Source organism: Micromonospora sp. NPDC092111 (genome assembly GCF_044755745.1).
Lineage (GTDB): Bacteria > Actinomycetota > Actinomycetes > Mycobacteriales > Micromonosporaceae > Micromonospora.
This window is the reverse complement of sequence record NZ_JBIVRQ010000009.1, coordinates 56688-77014: the sequence shown is the minus strand read 5'-3', so window position 1 is coordinate 77014 and position 20327 is coordinate 56688. Positions and strand designations below refer to the sequence as shown.

The 20327-nt window shown below is 71.6% G+C and carries 17 protein-coding genes; 6 read left to right on the top strand and 11 right to left on the bottom strand.

Translation table 11 applies throughout. The features are described 5' to 3' along the window. Positions 1–139: 139 nt before the first annotated feature. The 11 genes from ACIQG9_RS18925 to ACIQG9_RS18875 form a co-directional block, all read right to left on the bottom strand. Positions 140–751 (bottom strand): DUF305 domain-containing protein, encoded by a 612-nt coding sequence (locus ACIQG9_RS18925; RefSeq protein ID WP_400403941.1) that lies wholly within the window; start codon positions 749–751, stop codon positions 140–142. After that, a complete protein-coding gene (locus ACIQG9_RS18920) occupies positions 748–2049 on the bottom strand; it encodes a DUF1996 domain-containing protein (protein WP_400403939.1) in 1302 nt (433 codons plus the stop codon). Before ACIQG9_RS18920 ends, ACIQG9_RS18925 begins: the two co-directional genes overlap by 4 nt. 22 nt (positions 2050–2071) lie before the next feature. Then, positions 2072–3838, bottom strand: coding sequence for a discoidin domain-containing protein (locus ACIQG9_RS18915; RefSeq protein ID WP_400403937.1), 1767 nt, complete (start codon positions 3836–3838; stop codon positions 2072–2074). A 224-nt stretch (positions 3839–4062) separates the two neighbouring features. Beyond that, the gene (locus ACIQG9_RS18910; protein ID WP_400403935.1) at positions 4063–4836 is read right to left on the bottom strand and encodes a DUF1996 domain-containing protein; all 774 of its coding nucleotides are present in this window, start codon (positions 4834–4836) and stop codon (positions 4063–4065) included. A 295-nt stretch (positions 4837–5131) separates the two neighbouring features. Beyond that, complete coding sequence (locus tag ACIQG9_RS18905) at positions 5132–7354, bottom strand: discoidin domain-containing protein (RefSeq protein WP_400403933.1); 2223 nt, start codon at positions 7352–7354, stop codon at positions 5132–5134. Positions 7355–7666: 312 nt separating this feature from the next. After that, positions 7667–8527, bottom strand: a complete 861-nt coding sequence (locus tag ACIQG9_RS18900) for a sugar phosphate isomerase/epimerase family protein (protein ID WP_400403932.1) — start codon at positions 8525–8527, stop codon at positions 7667–7669. Then, positions 8524–9702, bottom strand: a complete 1179-nt coding sequence (locus ACIQG9_RS18895) for a Gfo/Idh/MocA family protein (RefSeq protein WP_400403930.1) — start codon at positions 9700–9702, stop codon at positions 8524–8526. Before ACIQG9_RS18895 ends, ACIQG9_RS18900 begins: the two co-directional genes overlap by 4 nt. Beyond that, complete coding sequence (locus tag ACIQG9_RS18890; RefSeq protein ID WP_400403929.1) at positions 9699–10532, bottom strand: sugar phosphate isomerase/epimerase family protein; 834 nt, start codon at positions 10530–10532, stop codon at positions 9699–9701. The genes ACIQG9_RS18895 and ACIQG9_RS18890 overlap by 4 nt, the downstream gene beginning before the upstream one ends. Further along, positions 10529–11383, bottom strand: coding sequence for a carbohydrate ABC transporter permease (locus ACIQG9_RS18885; RefSeq protein ID WP_400403927.1), 855 nt, complete (start codon positions 11381–11383; stop codon positions 10529–10531). The genes ACIQG9_RS18890 and ACIQG9_RS18885 overlap by 4 nt, the downstream gene beginning before the upstream one ends. Then, complete coding sequence (locus tag ACIQG9_RS18880) at positions 11380–12354, bottom strand: carbohydrate ABC transporter permease (RefSeq protein WP_400403925.1); 975 nt, start codon at positions 12352–12354, stop codon at positions 11380–11382. The genes ACIQG9_RS18885 and ACIQG9_RS18880 overlap by 4 nt, the downstream gene beginning before the upstream one ends. Further along, a complete protein-coding gene (locus ACIQG9_RS18875; RefSeq protein ID WP_400403923.1) occupies positions 12355–13677 on the bottom strand; it encodes an extracellular solute-binding protein in 1323 nt (440 codons plus the stop codon). It lies immediately after the preceding gene. Positions 13678–13897: 220 nt separating this feature from the next. Between ACIQG9_RS18875 and ACIQG9_RS18870 the strand changes: the two genes are divergently transcribed. The 6 genes from ACIQG9_RS18870 (at position 13898) to ACIQG9_RS18845 (ending at position 20150) form a co-directional block, all read left to right on the top strand. After that, complete coding sequence (locus ACIQG9_RS18870; protein WP_400403921.1) at positions 13898–14884, top strand: LacI family DNA-binding transcriptional regulator; 987 nt, start codon at positions 13898–13900, stop codon at positions 14882–14884. Positions 14885–15138: 254 nt separating this feature from the next. Continuing rightward, positions 15139–15900 (top strand): DeoR/GlpR family DNA-binding transcription regulator, encoded by a 762-nt coding sequence (locus ACIQG9_RS18865; RefSeq protein ID WP_400403919.1) that lies wholly within the window; start codon positions 15139–15141, stop codon positions 15898–15900. Between the two features lie 90 nt (positions 15901–15990). Further along, positions 15991–17322 (top strand): ABC transporter substrate-binding protein, encoded by a 1332-nt coding sequence (locus ACIQG9_RS18860; RefSeq protein WP_400403917.1) that lies wholly within the window; start codon positions 15991–15993, stop codon positions 17320–17322. 55 nt (positions 17323–17377) lie between these two features. Further along, positions 17378–18310 (top strand): carbohydrate ABC transporter permease, encoded by a 933-nt coding sequence (locus tag ACIQG9_RS18855; RefSeq protein ID WP_400403915.1) that lies wholly within the window; start codon positions 17378–17380, stop codon positions 18308–18310. Beyond that, on the top strand, positions 18307–19164 hold the full coding sequence (locus tag ACIQG9_RS18850; RefSeq protein WP_400403913.1) for a carbohydrate ABC transporter permease: 858 nt from the start codon (positions 18307–18309) through the stop codon (positions 19162–19164). Before ACIQG9_RS18855 ends, ACIQG9_RS18850 begins: the two co-directional genes overlap by 4 nt. Then, positions 19161–20150, top strand: a complete 990-nt coding sequence (locus ACIQG9_RS18845) for a zinc-dependent alcohol dehydrogenase family protein (protein ID WP_400403910.1) — start codon at positions 19161–19163, stop codon at positions 20148–20150. Before ACIQG9_RS18850 ends, ACIQG9_RS18845 begins: the two co-directional genes overlap by 4 nt. Positions 20151–20327: the final 177 nt, after the last annotated feature.

The following is a 20327-nucleotide window of genomic DNA, read 5'->3' as shown; positions in this document are numbered from 1 at the left end:
GGAGACGTGGTGGCGGACTGGCTGCCCAACTCCGACGGGTCCACCCGTGGCCGCGTCCGGAGCGGGCCTCACGGTCACCTGCTGGTCGACGGCGGGCCAGCGACCAGCAGGTGACCTGGCCCGCCCGAAGGTGGGAGGATCATTTCGGGGTGGCGTGGGAGAGCCAGCCGAGTTCGGCGGCCCGGGTCTCTCCCATCCGTTCCGCCAGCCGCCGGGTCTCCGGGTCGGCGCCGTTGGTCTGCTCGGCGTCGGCGAGCCGCGCGCCCTGCTCCACGTGCTCGCGCAGGGTCTGCCCGATGGCGCGGTCGAACGCCGCGTCGTGTAGAGCGCGCAGGGTGACGAGATCGGCCGGGATCACCATGCCGGGAAGGTCGTGGCCCTCGTGCGCGTTGACCGTCGGCAGCCCGGCGCTGCCGCGTAGCCGCCGGAGGTCGTCGAGTTCCGCGCGCCGGTTCGCCGCGACCCGCCCGGCCAGGTCACGGATCCGCTGGTCGGTGGTCTGACCGGCGACCAGGTCGAGGGCCAGGAGCATCTGCTCGTTCATCGGGATCATGAGCTGGATCCATGCCGCGTCGGTGCCGCCGAGGGTCGTGGCCGGGGTCGACCCGGCGGGGGCCGGCGCGTTCCTGGTGGTGGACGGCTCCTGCGCGCAGCCGGTGGCCACCGGTACGGCGACGAGCAGCAGTCCGAGGAGGAGGGCGGGGAGCCTCGCCGGCCCGGTGCGGGGCCGGCGAGGACGTTCGACCGTCACGGGGTTCCGTTGACGCCGCACTTGATGATCGGACGGATGCAGTCCCGCACCCGGCGCTCCATCTCCGCCACCGGCCAGGCGTTGAAGAAGTCGCCGTGCATCGTGTAGCCGGCACCGGAGGCGAGCCGGAAGCGGGCCGGGTCACCGTTGGCCGGGTAGCGGATCACCTGACGCAGCTTCGGCACGGGTACCGGGTGGCTGGTCGGGCAGTCGTTGTTCACCGGGTACGCCATGTGGCTCTGGTGGTTCGCCGAGTCGAGGTTCACCCCGTCCCAGCACTGCGGGAAGTCCAGGTACGACTCGATCATGCTGCCGGCCGGACAGTTGACGAAGTTCTTCGACGGGGCCACCTCGCCGTGGTGCAGGCAGGACCAGCGGGCGATGCTCTGCTCCGGTGCGGTCGCCTTGGCGTTGCCGGCGACGATGCGCAGACCCAGCGGGAGCGCCTGGATCCGTGCGGTCACGTCCGGACGGACGCCCTCGCCCAGATAGTAGAAGGTGGCGATCGACGGTTCGACGGGCTGGTTGTCGACGTAGAACGTCGGGATCCAGTAGGACGAGGTGTCCACCGACGGGTTGCAGTTGCTGTTGGCGTTGAGCAGGTCGTTCACGGTGGTGTGGGCGTTCGTCACCGTGCTGCCGAAGAAGCTGTGCATGTGCGAGGCGCCGGGCAGGCCCGGGAAGACGATCGGGTCGTCGGGCAGCCGGTGGCTGAACGGGCAGTCGGCGAGGAACTCCGCGACCCGCACGATCGGGCCGCCGGGCGGCGTCGTCGGCGGTGGCGCGCCGCCGACGCCGTAGACCTGGAACTCCCAGAGCGAGACGCCGTACTGGGTGGCCCGTTGGGTCGCGTTGACCCGGACGTACCGGCCGCTGCCGGAGACGGTGAGGTCCTGGACGCCGCCGGGGCCGTTGGTGGTGCTGTAGACGGTCGTCCAGGTGTTGCCGTCGGGCGAGGTCTGCACGGTGAAGGCCCGCGCGTACGCGGCCTCCCACCGCAGCACCACCCGGCTGACGGTCGCGGTGGCGCCGAGGTCGACCCGCAGCCACTGGGGATCGCTGAACGCGCTGCCCCAGCGGGTGCCGGTGTTGCCGTCCACGGCGTTGCTGGCGGGCGTGCCGCCGTTCTCGGTGGAGGACGCCGTCGCCGGTCTGCCCTGGGAGAGCAGGGGGTCGGCCGCGTCGGCCCGGAGGGCGGTGGCGACCAGGTAGCCGCCGAGCAGCGCGACGAGTGCCACCGCGAGCGCGGCGGTACGCAGCGGCCCGCGAGCCGGTGTCAGCGGTGTGGGCAGGGACATGAGGACTCCTTCCGGGCCGGGGCTACTGGTAGACGCGGACGTAGTCGACGAGCATCCGCGACGGGAACGGCGTGGTGCCGTCGACCGGGCCGGGGAAGTCGCCGCCGACGGCGAGGTTGAGGATCAGGTAGAACGGGTGGTCGAACACCCAGGGGCCGCGGGTCGACTCGACCGTGGCCTTGCTGGCGGTGAAGACCGTCTGCCCGTCGATCTTGAAGGTGATGCCCCGGCTGTCCCACTCGGCCGACCAGACGTGGAAGCCGGTGGACAGGTCCACCCCGCCCGGTGCGGCGTACTTCTGGCCGTACCCGCCGCCGCCGTTGTAGGCCGGGGCGTGCAGGGTCGAGTAGGCCTCCTGGGTGTTGCGGCCGAGCACCTCCATGATGTCGATCTCCCCGTTGTACGGCCACGGCCGCCCGGTGAGGAAGTCGGCGCCCATCATCCAGAACGCCGGCCAGAAGCCGTTGCCCTTCGGCACCCGGACCCGGGCCTCGATCCGGCCGTACTGGACGTGGAACTTGTTGCCGGTGTTCATCCGGTGCGAGGTGTACGAGCGGCCGTTGACGGTCTCCCGCCGGGCCTCGATGACCAGCGAGCCGGTGCCGTCCATGCTGGCGTTGTCGTTGTTCGTGTAGTACTGGAGTTCGTTGTTCTGGCCGGTGCCCGGGTCGATCGTCCACTTCGCCGGGTCGGGCTTGCTGCCCGCGGCGCCGTTGAACTCGTCGCTGAACACGAGCCGGGTGGCCGGGAAGGTGGGGTCGGCGGGCATGGCCGGCGGCGGGGTGGGGTTGCCGCCGGTGCCGTACACCTTGAACTCCCACAGCGAGTACCCGTACTGGCTGCTGCGGGCGGTGCCGTACATCCGCACGTACCGTCCGGTGCCGGAGACGTTGACGGCCTCCCGGAAGCCCTGCCCCGTGGTGGTCGTGTAGATCGTGGTCCAGGTGGACGCGTTCGGCGAGACCTGGATCTGGTACGACCGGGCGAACGCGGGGTCCCACTGCAGCACGACCTGGGTCACCGTCGCCGTGGCGCCGAGGTCGACGTAGATCCAGCCGGGGTCGACCCAGCCGTTGGTCGGGCTGGTCGCCCAGCGGCTCGCCGGGTCGTTGTCGAACGCCTTGTCCGGCGTGCAGCCGAAGCACGCGCCGTCGTTCTGGCTGGTCGACGCGACCGCCGGCTTGGCGTACGACAGGAGCGTCGCGCCGCCGGGCGGCGGGGTCGTCGGCGGCGGCGTGGTCGGCGGCGGGGTGGTCGGACCGGTGCTGCCGTAGACCTCGAACTCCCACAGCGACACGCCGTACTGGGTGGCGCGCTGGGTGGTGTTGACCCGGACGAAACGGCCGGCACCGGTGACCACGAGGTCCTGGACGCCTCCCGCCCCGGCCGTGGTCGTGTGGATCGTCGTCCAGTTGCCCGTGCCGGTGGGCGAGGTCTCGATGGTGAACGCGCGGGCGTAGGCGGCCTCCCAGCGCAGCACCACCCGGGTGACGTTGGCGGAGCTGCCGAGGTCGACCTGCAACCACTGCGGGTCACTGAACCCGCTGGACCAGCGGGTGCCGGCGTCGCCGTCGACGGCCGACGAGGCGGGGAACGCCACGGACTCGGTCGACGAGGCGGTGACCGGTCGACCCTGGGACAGCAGCGGGTCGGCGGCGCTGGCGGGCGGGGCCACGATCGCCAGGTGCGCGCCGAGCAGCATGAGCAGTGCGCCGCCGAGGGCGGCGAGTCGCCTGCGCCGCCGGGCGGCGGGCGGGTTGGGGTGGGACGGGGGGAGAGTCCGAGGCATCGGTACTCCTTGGGGGCGGTGGTGGGACCGGTCGATCACCGATCGGGTCCAGACGCGCGGGAGAGCGCTCTCTCGCGCATCCACTGTCACCTTCGCCGGCGTGGCTGTCAATGGCATTGCATTGATCAATGCGGATGCTCCAGCCGTGCTGCGGGTGGCCTCCCCGTCGGCCCGCGGCCGATCGTGGCCGGACGGGCCCGGCCACGATCGGCGTCACCTGCGCACTACGGGTTCTTCGGGTCCTCGCCGTAACCGTTGCACTGCCGACCGCCATTGATGCAGTAGGCCACCACGTACGCCTGCCGGGCCGCATTCCAGCCGTTCATGAAGTCGTAGTGGAATGAGTAGCTGGCACCGGAGGAATACGCCAGGCCGGCGGTGCTGGTGCCGGCGAGCTTGTACGGGAGCTTGATTTCCAGCATCGGCAGCGGCACGGGGTGATCCGTCGGGCAGACGCCCTGCACCGGCCAGGCCATGTGCGACTTGTGGTCGGCGGTGTCCAGGTGCACCCCGTCCCAGCAGCTCGGCGCCTTCAGTCGGACGACCAGGGACGAGCCGGCGGGACAGGAGGCCGGCCAGTCCTCGCCCTTGTAGCCGGTGCACGACCAGTTGCCCTCGAAGTGCGCCGCGTCCGGCGTCTTCACGTCGCCCACGAGCAGCTTGAACCCGGCCGGGAACGGCTTGACCGTGCGGTAGTCCTTCACCCCGGACTTGTAGTACACGGTGACGATGCTGTTCTCCACCGGCGTGCCGTTCTGCAGCAGCGTCGGGAACCAGTAGCCGGACGCGTCGAGGGTGTCCTGGCAGGACGTGGCGCCGCCGACCAGGGACTGCGGGGTGGAGTTGGCGTTGGTGGTGGGGTTGCCGATGAACGTGTGGTTGTGCGACGCCCCGGCCAGGCCGGGGAAGACGATCGGGTCGTCGCTGAGCCGGTGGTTCACCGTGCAGTTGGCGTGGGCCTCCTGGTACTGCGCGAACGGCGGGTCGTCCGCTGCCAACGCCGTGCCGTTTCCACCGAGTGCGGCGATTACCGCGACACTCAGGAAAACTGCGGCGATTGGTCCGCGGGTGCTTCTCCGGCGTTCTGGTGAAATGGTGCGGGACAGGAATGACCTGATGCTCATCGAATCTCCCTTGGACGTAGGAACGAGCATCTATTTCCAAAAAGCTAACAACGACCGGACATCGAAACAATTGGTTGCCATTGGTTTGCCAGCGGTGGTTTTCCGCTGCCCGGTGGGCGTACCGCGCGCCGGTGCCCGGCGGACCTGCGTCCGCCGGGCACCGGATGGCTCACGGGTAGCTGATCACGTTGTGCGGGGTGACCGAGGACGGCAGGGCCGCGTCGCCGGTGTCGTTGATGACGTGGGTGATCGAGCCCTTGCCGAGGGATACGGTCAGCACGTCGTGGAACCTGACGTTGGGATTGTTCGGCACCTCGAAGGAGTGGTAGGCGGCGATGGACGGGTCGGTGGTGAAGACGCAGTAGCTGCCGAGCCCCCACGCCTCGTGACTGGTGACCGAGTTGGCCACCTTGTAGGCGGCGTAGCCGGTGATGCCGTCGTGCGACCAGGCTGCCGCGCTCGGCGGGTCGTAGGGCAGTTCGTTCTGGAAGAAGATGGTCCGGCCGCCGTTGCCGTTCCAGATCACGTTGTACTTCTGGAAGTGCTCGACGAACAGGCCGAGCGCGGTGACGTTGGCGCCGTTGACGACCAGGCCGGTGTCGGACGGATTCGTGGTCCACCCGGCCCCGGCGCCGTGGTCGGCACGCCAGGCCCAGATGTGGTCGATGATGGTGTTGTTGCTGTTCACCACCAGGGCGTTGGTGACGGCGGCCGGGCCGGCGCCGCCGACGCGCAGGAACACGTCCTGCAACGAGATCGGGTTGGCGGCGTGGTCCGCGTTCGCGCCGCTCTGGCCGACCTGGAGCAGCGCCGGAGACCTGGTGGTGCCGGCGTCGAAGAGCAGCCCGGCCACCCGGACCCCGTTGACGTCGGCCACGTTCATCGCGGTGACCCCGTTGTCCGCGATCAGCGTGGGGAAGCCCAGGCCGAGGACGACGGTGTCCGGCCGGGTCACGTTGATGGTCTGGCCGACGTGGTAGACCCCCGGGGTGAAGAGCAGGTTCAGGCCCTGCGCGAGGGCGTTGTTGATGGTCGCCGCCGAATCGCCCGGGTGCGCGACGTAGAACTGGGTCAGCGGGATCGACGTGCCGGCGGTGTTGCCGTTGGCCCAGGTGACGCCGGAACTGTTGGTGCGCAGGGACGGGGCGAACACCCGGTAGGCGCCCGCCGAGTCGGTGTACAGGTAGGGCTTCTCGCGGCTGACCGGGCTCTTGTCCACGACGGTGTAGGGCGGTTTCGGGAAGGTGTTCGCCGGTGCGCCGGTCACGCCGGAGAACACCACGTTCCACACGCCGCCGTTCCAGCCGCCGACCTGGCTGTCCCGGGTGTACCACTGTTGCTGGGAGCACGGGCTGACCGTGCCGCTGATCCGGCTGTCGGCGATGTACCCGCCGCTGGCCCAGCCGCAGTTCGGCGAGGCCAGGGTCATCCCGCCGTGCACGTCCATCCGCCGGAACGGCGCCGCCTGGGCCACCGCCCACCGGTCGGTCCCGGACACCGGGTAGATCGACATGTTCTCGGCCGACCGCCAGAAGTTCTGGGTCGCGTTGCCGCCCATCCAGCCCGCGTCGACGGTGATGTCGCCGTGGATCTGGACGTCGTCCGGGTGCTGCCCGAGACCCGCGATCGAGGTGTAGAAGCCGAGCTGGGCGTTGAGACCGCTGTACGAACCCGGCTTGAACAGCAGCGCGTACCGCTGCGTGCCGAACTGGTTCGTCTCCTGTGCGGCGAACACCTGGTCCAGCTTCGACTGGATGCTGGCCGACGACATCGATGGGTCGAACACGACGACGTTGGAACCGAGGTCGCCGCCGCCGGGGACCGGCGGGCCGGAACTGGTCGGCGAGGGCGTGCCCGCCGACGCGCCGTGGACGGCCAGCTCGTAGATCGAGTATCCGTAGCCGGTCGCCCGGGTGGTGCCGTACATCCGCAGGAAGCGGCCGGTGCCGGTGACCGGGATGGTCTGCGTGCCGCCGCTGCCGGTGGTGGTGGAGTAGATCGAGGACCAGTTGCCGACCCCGTCGGGCGAGACCTGGAGCTGGAACGACCGGGCGTAGGAGGTCTGCCAGGTGAGGACGACCTCGCAGACGTCCGTGCTGACGCCGAGGTCCACCTGGAGCCACTGTGGGTCGCTGAACGCGCTGGACCAGCGGGTCGTGGCGCTGCCGTCCACGGCGTTGGCGGCCGACAGTCGGCTGTTCTCCGCGGAGGACGCGGTGGCCGGCCGGTTCAGGGCGACGTTGGTGGTGCCACACGCGGCAGCGGCGGCGGTGGCGGGCGGGCCGATCACGGCGACGACGTAGGTGAGGACCACGGCCAGCCCGGACGCGGCCGCCGCGAGCGCGGACCGGCGTCTGCCGGTCCGGCGCGCTGTGCTGGAGGAGCCTTGCATGAGATCTCCCTGGTGGGGTGAAGACAGGAGCCAGCGCCGGCGGCCAGACGGCGGTGGCTCCGTGGGGACGGGTACCGAGGGGTCTTGACGACATCCCACGGATCGCGCACCGGTGGCGGTTGTCTGGACACTAGGGGCGTGGTCGGGGCGCGACAATCGGTTGCCAACATTTGCCACACTCGATGGCTCTGCCCGCCGGAACCCGGCCCACCGTCGATCCCGGACGGGCCGAGCGAACCCACCCCGAGGGACGACCGGTCGCCCTGACCCGGCCGACCGATCGTCCTGCCCGCCCCGCCGGACGGATGCCTGTCACGCCCGCGTCGCGGGTACCCGCCGATCCAGCTCCCGCAGGTAGGCCAGGTTGTCCCGGGTCCGCCGCGCCAGTGGCACGGCGGTCGAGAAGTCCTCGACCGTCACCCACCCGTCGTACCCGTACCGGCGCAGCGCGCCGAGGTAGCCCGCCAGGTCGGCCTGCCCCTCGCGCAACGGCGCCCACTCGGCCGACCAGCGCGGCCCGCCGTCGTCCCGGACGCCGGTCACCCGCCACGCGACGTTCTTCACGTGCACGTGGGCCAGGTACGGACCGAGCAGCTCGAAGCCCGCCAGCGGGTCCTCGAACCCCTCGATGGTCAGGTTGCCGATGTCGTGGATGACCCCGACCCGCTCCGGAGGCAGGCCGTCGAGCAGCCGCATCGCCGCCGAGGCCGAGGCGACGATGGTGCCGTGGTGCAGCTCGACCAGCGCGGTCACCCCGTGCTCGGCCGCCCGCCCGGCGATCCACGCCAGGTCCCGGCGGGTGCCGGCCATCAGCTCCCGGTAGTCACCGCCGCCCAACTGGGGCATGGTTACCCGGACCCGTCCCGCGCCCAACGCGGCGGTCGCCGCCAGCACCCGTTCGACGTTGGCGTGGTCGGCCGCCGGCACGTACGCGCCGAGCCCGGACAACGCCAGCCCCGCCGCGCGGGTGATCGCGGCGATCCGAGGCAGCTCGGCCTCCAGCCCGGTCAACGGGACGGTCGCCCGGTTGCCGGCCCAGAACCCGGGCGGTTGCGCCGGTTCCTGGTCGGTGACCCGCCACTCGACGCCGTCCCAGCCCTGCGCGGCCAGCTCCGCGACCGCCTCCTCCGGGGTCCAGTCCGGAGTGGACGCGGTGAACACCGAGTACCTCATCGGGCCACCCCCGCCGAGAGGCCGGACGACACGGCGGCCGGCGCGCCCTCGACGGCGGCGAGCACGTCGTCGAAGTCGCCGGCGAGCACCGCCGGCACCGGCACCGGCCGGTGCAGGTGTGCCGACAGGTAGACCGCCTTGACCACGGCGACGTCGAGCAGCGCCTCGGCCGCGGTGACTCCCGGCCGCCGGCCGGTGCGGATCGCCTCGACCGTGTCCTGGTACTGCCGCAGGTGCCCGGTGACGAAGGCGTCGCCGGGCTTGGTCGCCCCCCGCAGCTCCGCCGGCGGCACGGCGTCGGCGGACCGGTCCGGCCCGTCGGCGTACGCGGACGGGTCCGGCCCGTCGGCGGTGTGCAGGTACTCCAGTTGGTCGTCGTGGATCACCGCGGAGCCCTGCGAGCCGTGCACCTGCAACCGCACGCCGAGACCCGGGTACGCCGCGGTGGTGGCGTGCAGCACGGCGAGCGCCCCGTCGGCGAACCGGACCGTCGCCACGGCGACGTCCTCCACCTCGACCCCGTCGTGGGCGAGGACGCCGGTGTAGGCGAACACCTCCTCGGGCCGACCGAGCAACCACAGCAGCAGGTCGACGGTGTGCACGCCCTGGTTCATGGTGGCACCGCCGCCGTCCTGCGCCCAGGTGCCGCGCCAGCCCGCCGAGTCGTAGTACCGCTGGCCCCGCCACCACGGCACGCTGGCCACCGCCGAGGTGACCCGCCCGAAGTCGCCGGCGCGCACCCGGCCGGCGACCGCGACGCTCGCCGGGTCGAACCGGTGCTGGCAGACCACCGCGCAGACCTGACCGGCCGCCTCGGCGTCCGTGGCGGCCCGGGCGATGCGGCGGGCTGCCGGCAGGGAGGCGTCGAGGGGCTTCTCGACCAGCACGTGCGCGCCGGCCGCGAGGGCCTCCTCGGCCAGGTCGGCGTGGGTTCCGCTGGGCGTGCAGACCACCACCAGGTCGGCCGGCCCGGCCGCGAGGGCCTCGCCCAGCGCGGCGTACCGGGCCGGCGGGGGACCGCCGTGCTCGCCGACCCACCCGGCGAGCCGGTCGTTGGCCGCCGGGTCCGGGTCGGCGAGTGCGGTGAGGCGCAGCCCAGGGTGGCGCAGGATCGCCGCGGCGTGGGTGCGGGCGATCACGCCGCTGCCCGCGATGACGACGTTGAGTCCGGTCATTGCAGATGCACTCCTATCGAGGCGGTGAGGTTCCCGAACGCCCGCGCCGCCCGGCCGAACTCGGCGGGGCCGGAGAACCCGCCGAGTTCGTGCTGGCTGGCGAGGTGGGGTTCGAGGGAGGCGAACCCGGCGTAGCCGTCGTCGCGCAGCGCGGTGAGCGTCCGGAGAAGCTGACCGTCGCCGTGGCCGGCGGGCACCACCTCGGCGGTGGCCAGCACCGCGTCCTTGACCTGGAGGTACTCCAGGTGCGGGCGGAGCAGCGCGTACCCGTTGTCGTGCGGTCGCACCCCGACCTGCACGAAGTTCGCGCTGTCCCAGGCGACGCGCAGCGCGGGTGAGTCGACGGACTCGACGAGGTCGGCGACCCGCTGCGGCACGTCGCCGTAGATGTCCTTCTCGTTCTCGTGCAGCAGCACGACGCCCGAGTCCTCGGCGAGGTCGGCGAAGGCCCGCATCCGGGCCAGCACCGCCGCGCGGATCTCGGCCGGCGTGACCCCGGCCGGGCGGTAGAACGAGAAGATCCGGACGTACCGGCTGCCGAGCCGGTGCGCGGCTGCCACGGCGGCCCGCAGCCGGGTCAGCTCACCGCCGTCCTCGGTGGTCACGTCGACCTTGCCGACCGGCGACGCGATCGCCGAGACGGCCATGCCGCGGGCGTCGACCGTCTCGGCCAGGGCGTCGAGCTGGGCGTCGTCGAGGTCCACCACGTTGGTGCCCCACGCGCTGCGTACCTCGACGTGCCGGGCGCCCAGGGCGCTGAGCACCGCGAGCTGCACGGCCGGGTCGGGATCGATCTCGTCGCCGAAGCCGGACAGCGTCCATGCCGTCACTTCACACCTCCCGCCGTCAGGCCGCCGACGATGTACCGCTGGAAGGCGAGGTAGAGGGTGACCACCGGTGCGGCGCAGACGAGGGCGGCGGCCATCATCTGCCCGTACGGCGGGATCGCCCCGCCCTCCTGCCCGGTGCCGAAGACCTGGAGCACGACCGCCGCGGTGCGGGTGTCCACGTCGGTCATCACCGAGGCGAACAGCACGTCGTTCCAGCCGAGCAGGAACGCGAAGATCGCCGCGACGACCAGGCCCGGCCAGCTCAGCGGGATCACGATGCGGAGCAGGATCTGCGCGGTGCCGGCGCCGTCGATGCGGGCCGCCTCGGTCAACTCGTCGGGCAGCGCACGCAGGTAGGTCACCATGATCCAGGTCGAGAACGGCAGCCCGAAGGTGAGGTAGGTGACGAACAGCGACCACCGGGTGCCGATGGTCGGCACGCCGAGGGTGTTGCCGATCGTGGCGAAGAGCACGAAGACCGGCAGGAGCAGCAGCGTGCCGGGGATCGACTGCATGCCCAGCAGCGCCCGCAGCACGGTGCGCCGGCCCCGGAACGCGTGCCGCACCAGGACGTACGCCGACAGCACCGCGACCACCGCGCAGGCCAGCGCCACCGTGCCGGCGACCAGCAGGCTGTTGGCCAGTCCCCGGCCGAGCGGGACGGTGGACCAGATCCGGGCGTAGTTGGCGAAGCTGAACTGTTCCGGCCAGAACTCGCCGGCGGCGACGGCCAGGTCGGTGTTGATCGAGGCGAGGAAGACGTAGCCGACCGGCGCGCCGACGGTGGCCAGCAGGAGCACGGTCAGGACGATCTGTAGTGGTCGCGGAAGCAGGCGCTGCACCGGGTTCATGCGGTGGCCTCCGGCGCGTCGAGTCTGACCGTGCGTAGGTAGGCCAGCAGCGGGACGAGGATCAGCACCAGCGAGATCACGGCCATCGCCGCGCTCAGCCCGAATCGCAGGTTCTGGAAGCTCTCCACGTAGGTCAGCACCGGCAGCACCTCCACGTCGTGCGGGCTGGGCACGCCGAACAGCACGAACGGCAGGGTGAAGCTGTTGACCATGTGCAGCAGCGAGATGATCGCGGCGAGCGAGACCGGGGGGCGCAGCAGCGGGAGGATGATGTGGCGCAGCTTCGCCCGCCAGTGCGCGCCGTCGAGCGCGGCGGCCTCGTGCAGGCTGTCGTCGATGTTCTGGAGGCCCGACAGGGCCAGCAGGTAGACCAGTGGCCAGCCTGACCAGGCCTGCACGAGGATCAGGACGAGGTAGCTCTTCGGCCCGTTCAACCACAGTCCGCCGTCGACGCCCAGGGCTGCCAGGCTCCGGTTGGTGACCCCGTCGGGTTGCAGGATGATCCGCCAGATGGTGCCGACGACGAAGGCGGGCAGCACGTACGGGATGAGGTAGAGCGACCGGATCAGCGCCCGCCCGCGGAACGGCAGGTGGGTGGTCAACGCGGCGGCGACCCCGAGCGGCAGCGCGAGCAGCGTGGCGATCACCGCCGCCGACGCGCTGACCCCGATGGCGTGCGGCAGGCTGGTGCGGCTCAGCGCCTCGGTGTAGTTGCCGATGCCGACGAACGGCGCGGACAGCCACTGGCGGAACGTGTACTGGTCGAGGTCGAGCAGCGACATCACCAGCGCGACCGTGAACGGCACCAGGATGACGGTCAGGGTGAGCAGGCCGCCGGGCACGAGCAGCCACCCGGCGGCGCCGGCGGCGGTGGCGCCGCCGCGCCGGGTTCGGGCCGGGCGGGACGCCCCGGGCCGGCGCGGGTCGCCGGCGCCCGGAGCGTCCGTCGGCGCGGAGCTGGTGAGCGCCATCTACTTCGCCTTGTCCAGCGCGGCCTGCGCCTCGGACTGGGCCGTGGCGAGCAGGGCGGCGAGGGCCTTGTCGTCGACCTTGCCCCCGGCGAGGTTCGGCACCGACTGGACGACCACGTTGACCAGCGCGAGCTGCACCTTGCTCCAGGCCCCGTGGAACGGCGTGCCCTGGGCCTTCGACGCGGAGTCCACGACTGCCGCGAGCGCCGGGTCGGCGACCAGCCGCTTGGCCAACTCCGCGTTCGTCGGCAGCTCGCCGAAGGTCCGGTAGTAGGTCTCCTGCGCCTCCGGGCTGGTCAGCATGTTCACCAGCCGGAGCGCCAGGTCCCGGTTGCGGCTGTACTTGGCGATCACCAGGTTGTCGCCGGAGAGGATGCTGGTGGCGCCGATGCCGCCGGCGGGCAGGCTGGTGGCGCCGGGCGGGACGGTCGGCATGATCGCGTAGCCGTACTTGCCGGCGACCGCGGACTTGTCCAGGGTGACCTTCGAGGTCGCCGAGACCATCGGCAGGAAGGCGGCCTTGCCCTGGCCGAACGCCGCGATGGCCTGGGCGTTCTTCCAGCCGGTCGCCGCCGGGTCGACGATCTTGTCGGTGGCGAGCCAGCCGAGGTAGGTCTGGTACGCCCGGACCGTCGCCGGGTCGGTCAGCCGGGCCCGGCCGCCCTCGACCAGGGGGTTGCCGGCCTGGACGCTCATCGCCCAGATGAACTTCCACGGGTCGAAGCCGTCGGCGTAGGCCACCGCCAGGCCGTACCTGCCGTTCCCGGTGAGCTGCCTGGCCTGCTGCCGCAGGCCGTCCCAGGTGGTGGCCGGCTGGTCGATGCCCGCCGCCGCGAGCATCTCCTTGTTGTACGCCATCACGAACGGGCGGCTGGTGAAGGGCACGCCCACCTCGTGGTCGGCGTCCGGGCCGGAGATGCCGAGGGTGGCCGGCAGGAACCGGTCCCGGCCGCCGATCTTCGTCCAGTCGTCGGCGGTCAGGTCGACGAAGGCGCCGGTGGAGTACGCGGTCGGGGTGAACGTGGTGCCCAGGGCGTAGATGTCCGGGCCCTGCCCGGAGAGCATCGACGTCTGGATCTTGGTGAGTTCGTCGGTGGGGCTGGCGAAGGTCTCGAAGCTGACCTTGGCCCCGGTCTCGCGCTGGAACTTCGTCGAGACGTCGGCGAACCACTGCTGCTGCTCGGTGGGGTAGATCGCGTTCGCCCCGACCAGGACGTTGAGTGTCTTGGGCGCGTCGGTGGAGGTGCCGGAGCCGCAGGCGGCCAGGGGTACCGACAGGGTGGCGGCCAGCGCCGCCGCGAGAAGTGCACGGGTGGCGTTCATCTGTGCTCCTTGGGTGGTGGCGGTCCGAGGGGGACGGTGTGGATACACATCGCCAGGGGCCCGGGAAATGTCTCCGATCGATGAAACGTGCGTGGGAACGTAACAACCCGTGGAAACGGGTGGCAATCGGTTGCCATTAATTGCCACCGGTGCTCTGCTGAGGGGCATGAACCCCGAAGGCGCGCCCTCCCCCCGCGCGGCGGTGCGCCGGGAGGGCCGCGTGACCATCAACGACATCGCTGCCCTCACCGGCGTCGCCGCCTCCACCGTGTCCCGCGCGCTGAGCCGGCCCGACCGGGTCAACCGGGTGACCCGGGAACGCATCCAGGCCGCCGCCCGCGAGCTGAACTACGTGCCCAACACCCAGGCGCGGGCGCTCTCGTCGGGACGTACCGAGACGGTCGCCCTGCTCGTCTCGGACGCGACGAACCCGTTCTACTTCGGTCTCATCCGGGGCGCGCAGCAACAGTTGCGCGCCGCCGGCCACGCCCTGCTGCTGATCGACACCGAGGACTCGGCCGAGCTGGAGAACCATCTGCTGCACAAGGTGCGGCGATCGGTCGACGGGGTGATCCTCGCCGCCTCCCGGCTGCCCGAGCAGACCCTCGCCGTCATCGCCGCCGAGCTGCCGGTCGTCACCGTCAACCGCAACGTCCCCGGGGTGCGCAGCGTCGTCATCGACAGCCCGGACGGGGTGATGCAGGCCGTCGAGCACCTGGTCTCGCTGGGCCACCGTGCGGTCGCGTACGTCGCCGGGCCGCCCTCGTCCTGGGCCAACGAGGCGCGTTGGCGGGCGATGCGGACCGCGATGGCCCGGCACGGCCTCGTCGCGGCCCGGGTCGGACCGTTCGGGGTGTCCCGCCACTCCGGGTCGGTCGCCGCGGACGCGTTGCTGAACACCGGCGCCACCGCCTGCGTCACCTTCAACGACCTGCTGGCGATCGGCATCCTGCGGCGGCTGGCCGAGCGCGGCGTCGACGTCCCCGGCGAGATCAGCGTGGTGGGCTGCGACGACATCTTCGGTGCCGACTTCTGCAGCCCTCCGCTGACCACGCTCAACGCGCCGATCGAACAGGCCGGCCGGGTGGCGGTGTCGATGCTGCTGGACCACGTGAACCACCTGGGGGAGGAGGCGTCGCGCCGGGCCGTGCTCCTGCCGACGCACCTGACCGTCCGGCAGTCCAGCGGCCCGGCGCCGGGCCGGTGACCGACCCGGTCCGGGTCGCGGCCGGCCCGTCCGTCCGTCACGAGCCCGTCCGGGCGGACCGGGTGGCAACCGGGCGACGGGGGACGGCAAACGGGCGGTCCAGAAGCGACGCTTGTGGTGTCTGTCCCGTTGCACGCTGCCCGTTTCCGGTGGGGATCCGGACGGCAAAGGGGCGGCATTACCCGAGATGTGACCGTCGTCACGCCCGTGGGGCGGTGTTAGAACAGTAGGCACGAGCGGCCGGGAGGTGCCAGGTGGACGCAGCGGAGCGCAGACACCACATCCTGGCCCTCGCGCGCCGGCACGGCGACGTCGACGTGCAGAAACTGGCCGCCGACCTGGTCGTCGCCCCCGAGACCATCCGCCGTGACCTGAACCTGCTGGCCCAGCAGGGGCTGGTGCGGCGTACCCACGGTGGCGCGTACCCGGTGGAGACGGCCCGTTTCGAGACGACCCTGGAGACCCGCACCACCAGGATGGTCGTGGAGAAACGGCGGATCGCCGCCGCGGCGGTCGAGCACCTCGGCGACGCGGAGTCGGTCTTCATCGACGAGGGCTACACCCCGGAGTTGATCGCCGAGGTGCTGCCCACCCACCGGCCGCTGACGGTGGTGACCGCCTCGCTGCACACCGCCGCGAGGCTCGCCACCTCGCCCACGACCACGGTCCTGCTCCTCGGCGGGCGGGTGCGCGGTCGCACCCTCGCCACCGTCGACCACTGGGCCACCGCCATGCTCGCCGGCTTCGTCATCGACCTGGCGTTCGTCGGCGCGAACGGGATCTCCCGGGAACACGGACTGACCACTCCGGATCCCGCCGTGGCCGCCGTCAAGGCCCAGGTGATGGCGGTGGCCCGGCGGGTGGTCTTCGCCGGCGTCCACACCAAGTTCGGCGGCAGCAGCTTCTGCCGCTTCGCGGACGTCGGAGACGTCGACACCATCGTCACGGACACCGCGCTGCCGGCGTCCGAGGCGCACCGTTACTCGCTGCTCGGCCCCGTGGTGCTGCGCGTCTGAGTGCCCGGCCGACCCGTCTCCACCACACCACACCACCACTGTTGGAGGTTCGCTGTGTCCAGAACACGGTCTCCTCGCCGATGGCGCTCCGTGCTCGCGGTCGCCGTCGCGGTCGGCCTCACCTCGACCGCCTGCTCCGGTGCCGGCGGCGGCTCGTCCTCCGGCGGCGACGGCAAGGCCATCACCGTCCTGATGGTCGGCAATCCCCAGATGGAGGACCTGGCGAAGGTCACCGCCGACAACTTCACCAAACAGACCGGCATCGAGGTGCGTTTCACGATCCTTCCGGAGAACGAACTGCGCGACAAGGTCACCCAGGACGTGGCCACCCAGGGCGGCCAGTACGACGTGGCCACCATCGGCGCGTACGAGGCGCCCATCTGGGCCGGCAACGGCTGGCTGCACGAGCTGAGCTCGTACGCCGACTCCGACCGCGACTACGGAAAGGCGGACCTGCTCGAACCGGTGGTCGCCTCGCTCTCCGGCGAGGACGGCAAGCTCTACGCGGCGCCCTTCTACGGCGAGTCGTCCTTCCTGATGTACAACAAGGAGCTGTTCGCGGCCAAGGGCCTGACCATGCCCGAGCGGCCGACCTGGCAGCAGGTCGCGCAGTTCGCCGCCCGGCTGGACGACAAGAAGGCCGGCGTCGCCGGCATCTGCCTGCGTGGGCTGCCCGGCTGGGGTGAGCTGTTCGCGCCGCTGACCACCGTGGTCAACACCTTCGGCGGCACCTGGTTCGAGAAGGACTGGACGCCGAAGGTGAACGCCCCCGAGTTCGCCGAGGCGACGAAGTTCTACGTCGACCTGGTCCGCGCCCACGGCGAGGCGGGCGCCCCGCAGGCCGGGTTCACCGAGTGCCTGAACACCTTCGGCCAGGGCAAGGCGGCGATGTGGTACGACGCCACCTCCGCCGCGGGCACCCTGGAGGACGGGAACGCCAGCCGGGTCGCCGGGAAGGTCGGCTACGCGTACGCGCCGGTCCACCGGACCAGGTCGTCGGGCTGGCTGTGGGCCTGGGCGCTGGCGATGCCGAAGACCACCAAGAACGCCGACGCGGCCTGGAAGTTCATCTCCTGGGCCACCGGAAGGGACTACGAGAAGCTGGTCGGCTCGTCGCTCGGCTGGTCCCGGGTGCCGGCGGGCAAGCGGCAGTCCACCTACGACATCCCCGAGTACCGGCAGTCCGCCACCGCCTTCGCGGACGTCACCCTGAGGTCGATCCAGGAGGCCGACCCGGTCAACCCCGGCGTGCAGCCCCGTCCCGCGTTGGGCGTGCAGTTCGTCGGCGTACCGGAGTTCGCCGACCTCGGGACCAAGGTCTCGCAGGAGGTCTCGGCGGCGATCGCCGGCAAGACCACCGTCGACAAGGCGCTCGCCGACGGCCAACGACTGGCCGAGGAAGTCGCCAAGCAGCACCGGTAGCCCCCGCCGGGGCCGACCGTCCAGGCCGGCCCCGGCCCTGCCCGAAGGTGTACCGATGACCCCGCACACCACCACCGGCGCGGCGCCGCCGCGCCGCCGCACCGTCCCACCCGCCCGGCCCGGCGCGGCGCACCGCTGGGCCCGCCGGGCCCCGCTGCTCCCCGCCCTGGTCTTCGCGATCGTGGTGACCCAGGTCCCGTTCCTGGTCACCCTCTACCTGTCCACGCTCGACTGGAACGCGCTGCGCCCCGGCCGGCGCGCGTTCGTCGGGCTGGCCAACTACGGCCAGGTGCTCACCGACGGGCGGCTGCGCGCCGCGCTGCTGAACACCGTGGTGCTCACCGCCGGCTCCGTCGTGGTCTCGGTGCTGCTCGGCCTCGGCCTGGCGATCCTGCTCGACCGCCGGTTCCCGGGGCGCGGCATCGTGCGTACGTTGCTCATCACGCCGTTCCTGGTGATGCCGATGGCGGCGGCGCTGCTGTGGAAGCACGCCATCTACAACCCGTCGTACGGGCTGATCAACGGCCTGGTCGGGGGCAGCACCGACTGGGTCTCCGAGTATCCGATGATCTCCGTGGTGACCACCCTGGTCTGGCAGTGGACCCCGTTCATGATGCTGATCATCCTGGCCGGGCTGCAGGGCCAGTCCGTGGAGACGCTGGAGGCCGCCCGGGTCGACGGCGCCGGGCCGTGGCAGACCTTCACCCGGGTGACGCTGCCGTACCTGCGCCCATACCTGGAACTCGGTGCCCTACTCGGCGCGATCTACCTGGTGCAGACCTTCGACGCCGTCTTCACCATCACCCAGGGCGGCCCCGGCACCGCCACCACGAACCTGCCGTACGAGATCTACCTGACCACCTTCCGCAAGTTCGAGTACGGCGAGGCTGCCGCGGCGGGCGTGGTGGTGGTGATCGGCACGATCGTCGTGGCCACCTTCGTGCTGCGGGTGATCTCCAGCCTGTTTCAGATGGAGGACGCGCGATGACGACGGCGACGCGACGGCGGCCGACCCGCCGGGTCCGTGGCCCGGCCGGGCCGGGCGCGGCGGTGTGGACGATCGTGGCCTGGCTCGCCGGGCTGCTGTTCTTCCTGCCGGTGGCGTGGATGGTGCTCACCGGCTTCAAGCGGGAGGTCGACGCGGCCAGCAACCCGCCGTCCTGGCTCTTCACGCCGGTGCTCGACGGCTACCGGCAGGTCTTCGACCGGGACCTCACGCCGTACCTGCTCAACTCGGTCATGGCCAGCCTGCTGTCCACCCTGCTGGTGCTGCTGCTGGCCACCCCGGCGGCGTACGCCCTGTCGATCCGGCCGGTCGCCAAGTGGCGCGACGTGCTGTTCTTCTTCATCAGCACCAAGATGCTCCCGGCGGTCGCCGCGCTGCTGCCGATCTACCTGCTGGTCAAGGAGTTCGGCATGCTCGACAACGTGTGGACGATGATCATCCTCTACACGTCGATGAACCTGCCGCTCGCGGTGTGGATGATGCGCTCGTTCCTGCTGGAGGTCCCGTCCGCGCTCATCGAGGCGGCGGCCATGGACGGGGCCGGCCTGATCGTCACGATCCGGCGGATCCTGCTGCCGATCGTCGCCCCGGGCCTGGCCGCCACCGCGCTGATCTGCTTCATCTTCAGCTGGAACGAGTTCTTCTTCGCGGTCAACCTGACCGCCACCCGCGCCGGTACCTCGCCGATCTTCCTGGTCGGCTTCATCACCTCAGAAGGGCTGTTCCTCGCCCGGCTCTGCGCGGCGGCGACCATCGTGTCGCTGCCGGTCGTGCTGGCCGGCTGGATCGCCCAGAAGCAGCTCGTCCGAGGACTCTCCCTGGGGGCGGTCAAATGAAGGCAGCGGTCATCGTCACGCCGGGACAGGTCTCGCTGGAGTCCGTGCCGGATCCGACGCCGGGCCCGCGCGAGGTGGTCGTCGGGGTGGCCGGGTGCGGGATCTGCGGCACCGACCTGCACATCATGGACGGCGAGTTCGCCCCGGCGTACCCGATCGTGCCCGGCCACGAGTTCGCCGGCACGGTGGTCGCGGTCGGCCGGGACGTCACCGAGGTGCGGGTCGGCGACGCCGTCGCCGTCGACCCGTCGCTGCACTGCGGGGAGTGCTACCAGTGTCGCCGCGCCCGGGGCAACCTCTGCGAACGCTGGGCGGCCATCGGGGTCACCGTCTCCGGCGGCGCGGCCGAGTACGCGGTGGCGCCGGTGAAGAACTGTTTCCCGCTGCCCGAGGGCGTCGCCCCGGCCGACGCCGCGCTGATCGAGCCGCTGTCCTGCGCGGTGCGCGGCTTCGACGTGCTGCCCCGCCGGCTCGGCGACCACTACCTGATCTACGGGGCCGGCACGATGGGCCTGATGATGCTGGAGTTGGCGAAGCGGTGCGGCGCGGCGAGCGTCAGCGTGCTGGACCCGAACGCCGACCGGCTGGCCACGGCGGTGCGGCTGGGCTGCTCGGCCAGCGGCGGCGGCGCCGACGAGCTGACCCGGCCCCGGGGCTGGGACGTGGTGATCGACTGCACCGGGGTGCGGGCGGCGATCGACGACGGGCTCCGCCGGGTCGCCCCGGCCGGGACCTTCCTGCAGTTCGGCGTCTCCGAGTACCGCACCCGGGCGATGATCGAGCCGTACCGGATCTACAACCAGGAGATCACCATCACCGGTTCGATGGCGGTGCTGCACAGCTTCGAACGGGCCGGCGAGCTGTTCGCCGCGGGTGTCCTGGACCCCGAGGTCTTCATCAGTCACCGCTTCCCGCTCGACCGGTACGCCGAGGCGATGGCCCAGTTCCGCGCCGGGGTCGGTCGCAAGATCCAGATCGCGGCCTGAGCGGGCGACCCGGCCACCGGGCGACGGCCGGCAGAATCAGTAGTTACCGGACGATACGCCGCTTTCCTGGCTACGTTGTCTGCGGAGGCGGTCAGCGGAGGCCGCCCCGGTCGGGAAACCGGCCGGCCCGTGCGGGGCCGGCCGGGACGGGCCTGTCGCGGAAGGCGATGCCGGTGA

What these genes read in the sequence shown, in the direction of transcription:
- ACIQG9_RS18845 (WP_400403910.1), top strand. Translation starts at nt 19,161, where the DNA reads ATGAAGGCAGCGGTCATCGTCACGCCGGGACAGGTCTCGCTGGAGTCC.
- ACIQG9_RS18905 (WP_400403933.1), bottom strand. Translation starts at nt 7,354, where the DNA reads ATGCAAGGCTCCTCCAGCACAGCGCGCCGGACCGGCAGACGCCGGTCC.
- ACIQG9_RS18920 (WP_400403939.1), bottom strand. Translation starts at nt 2,049, where the DNA reads ATGTCCCTGCCCACACCGCTGACACCGGCTCGCGGGCCGCTGCGTACC.
- ACIQG9_RS18855 (WP_400403915.1), top strand. Translation starts at nt 17,378, where the DNA reads ATGACCCCGCACACCACCACCGGCGCGGCGCCGCCGCGCCGCCGCACC.
- ACIQG9_RS18895 (WP_400403930.1), bottom strand. Translation starts at nt 9,702, where the DNA reads ATGACCGGACTCAACGTCGTCATCGCGGGCAGCGGCGTGATCGCCCGC.
- ACIQG9_RS18880 (WP_400403925.1), bottom strand. Translation starts at nt 12,354, where the DNA reads ATGGCGCTCACCAGCTCCGCGCCGACGGACGCTCCGGGCGCCGGCGAC.
- ACIQG9_RS18915 (WP_400403937.1), bottom strand. Translation starts at nt 3,838, where the DNA reads ATGCCTCGGACTCTCCCCCCGTCCCACCCCAACCCGCCCGCCGCCCGG.
- ACIQG9_RS18850 (WP_400403913.1), top strand. Translation starts at nt 18,307, where the DNA reads ATGACGACGGCGACGCGACGGCGGCCGACCCGCCGGGTCCGTGGCCCG.
- ACIQG9_RS18900 (WP_400403932.1), bottom strand. Translation starts at nt 8,527, where the DNA reads ATGAGGTACTCGGTGTTCACCGCGTCCACTCCGGACTGGACCCCGGAG.
- ACIQG9_RS18875 (WP_400403923.1), bottom strand. Translation starts at nt 13,677, where the DNA reads ATGAACGCCACCCGTGCACTTCTCGCGGCGGCGCTGGCCGCCACCCTG.
- ACIQG9_RS18885 (WP_400403927.1), bottom strand. Translation starts at nt 11,383, where the DNA reads ATGAACCCGGTGCAGCGCCTGCTTCCGCGACCACTACAGATCGTCCTG.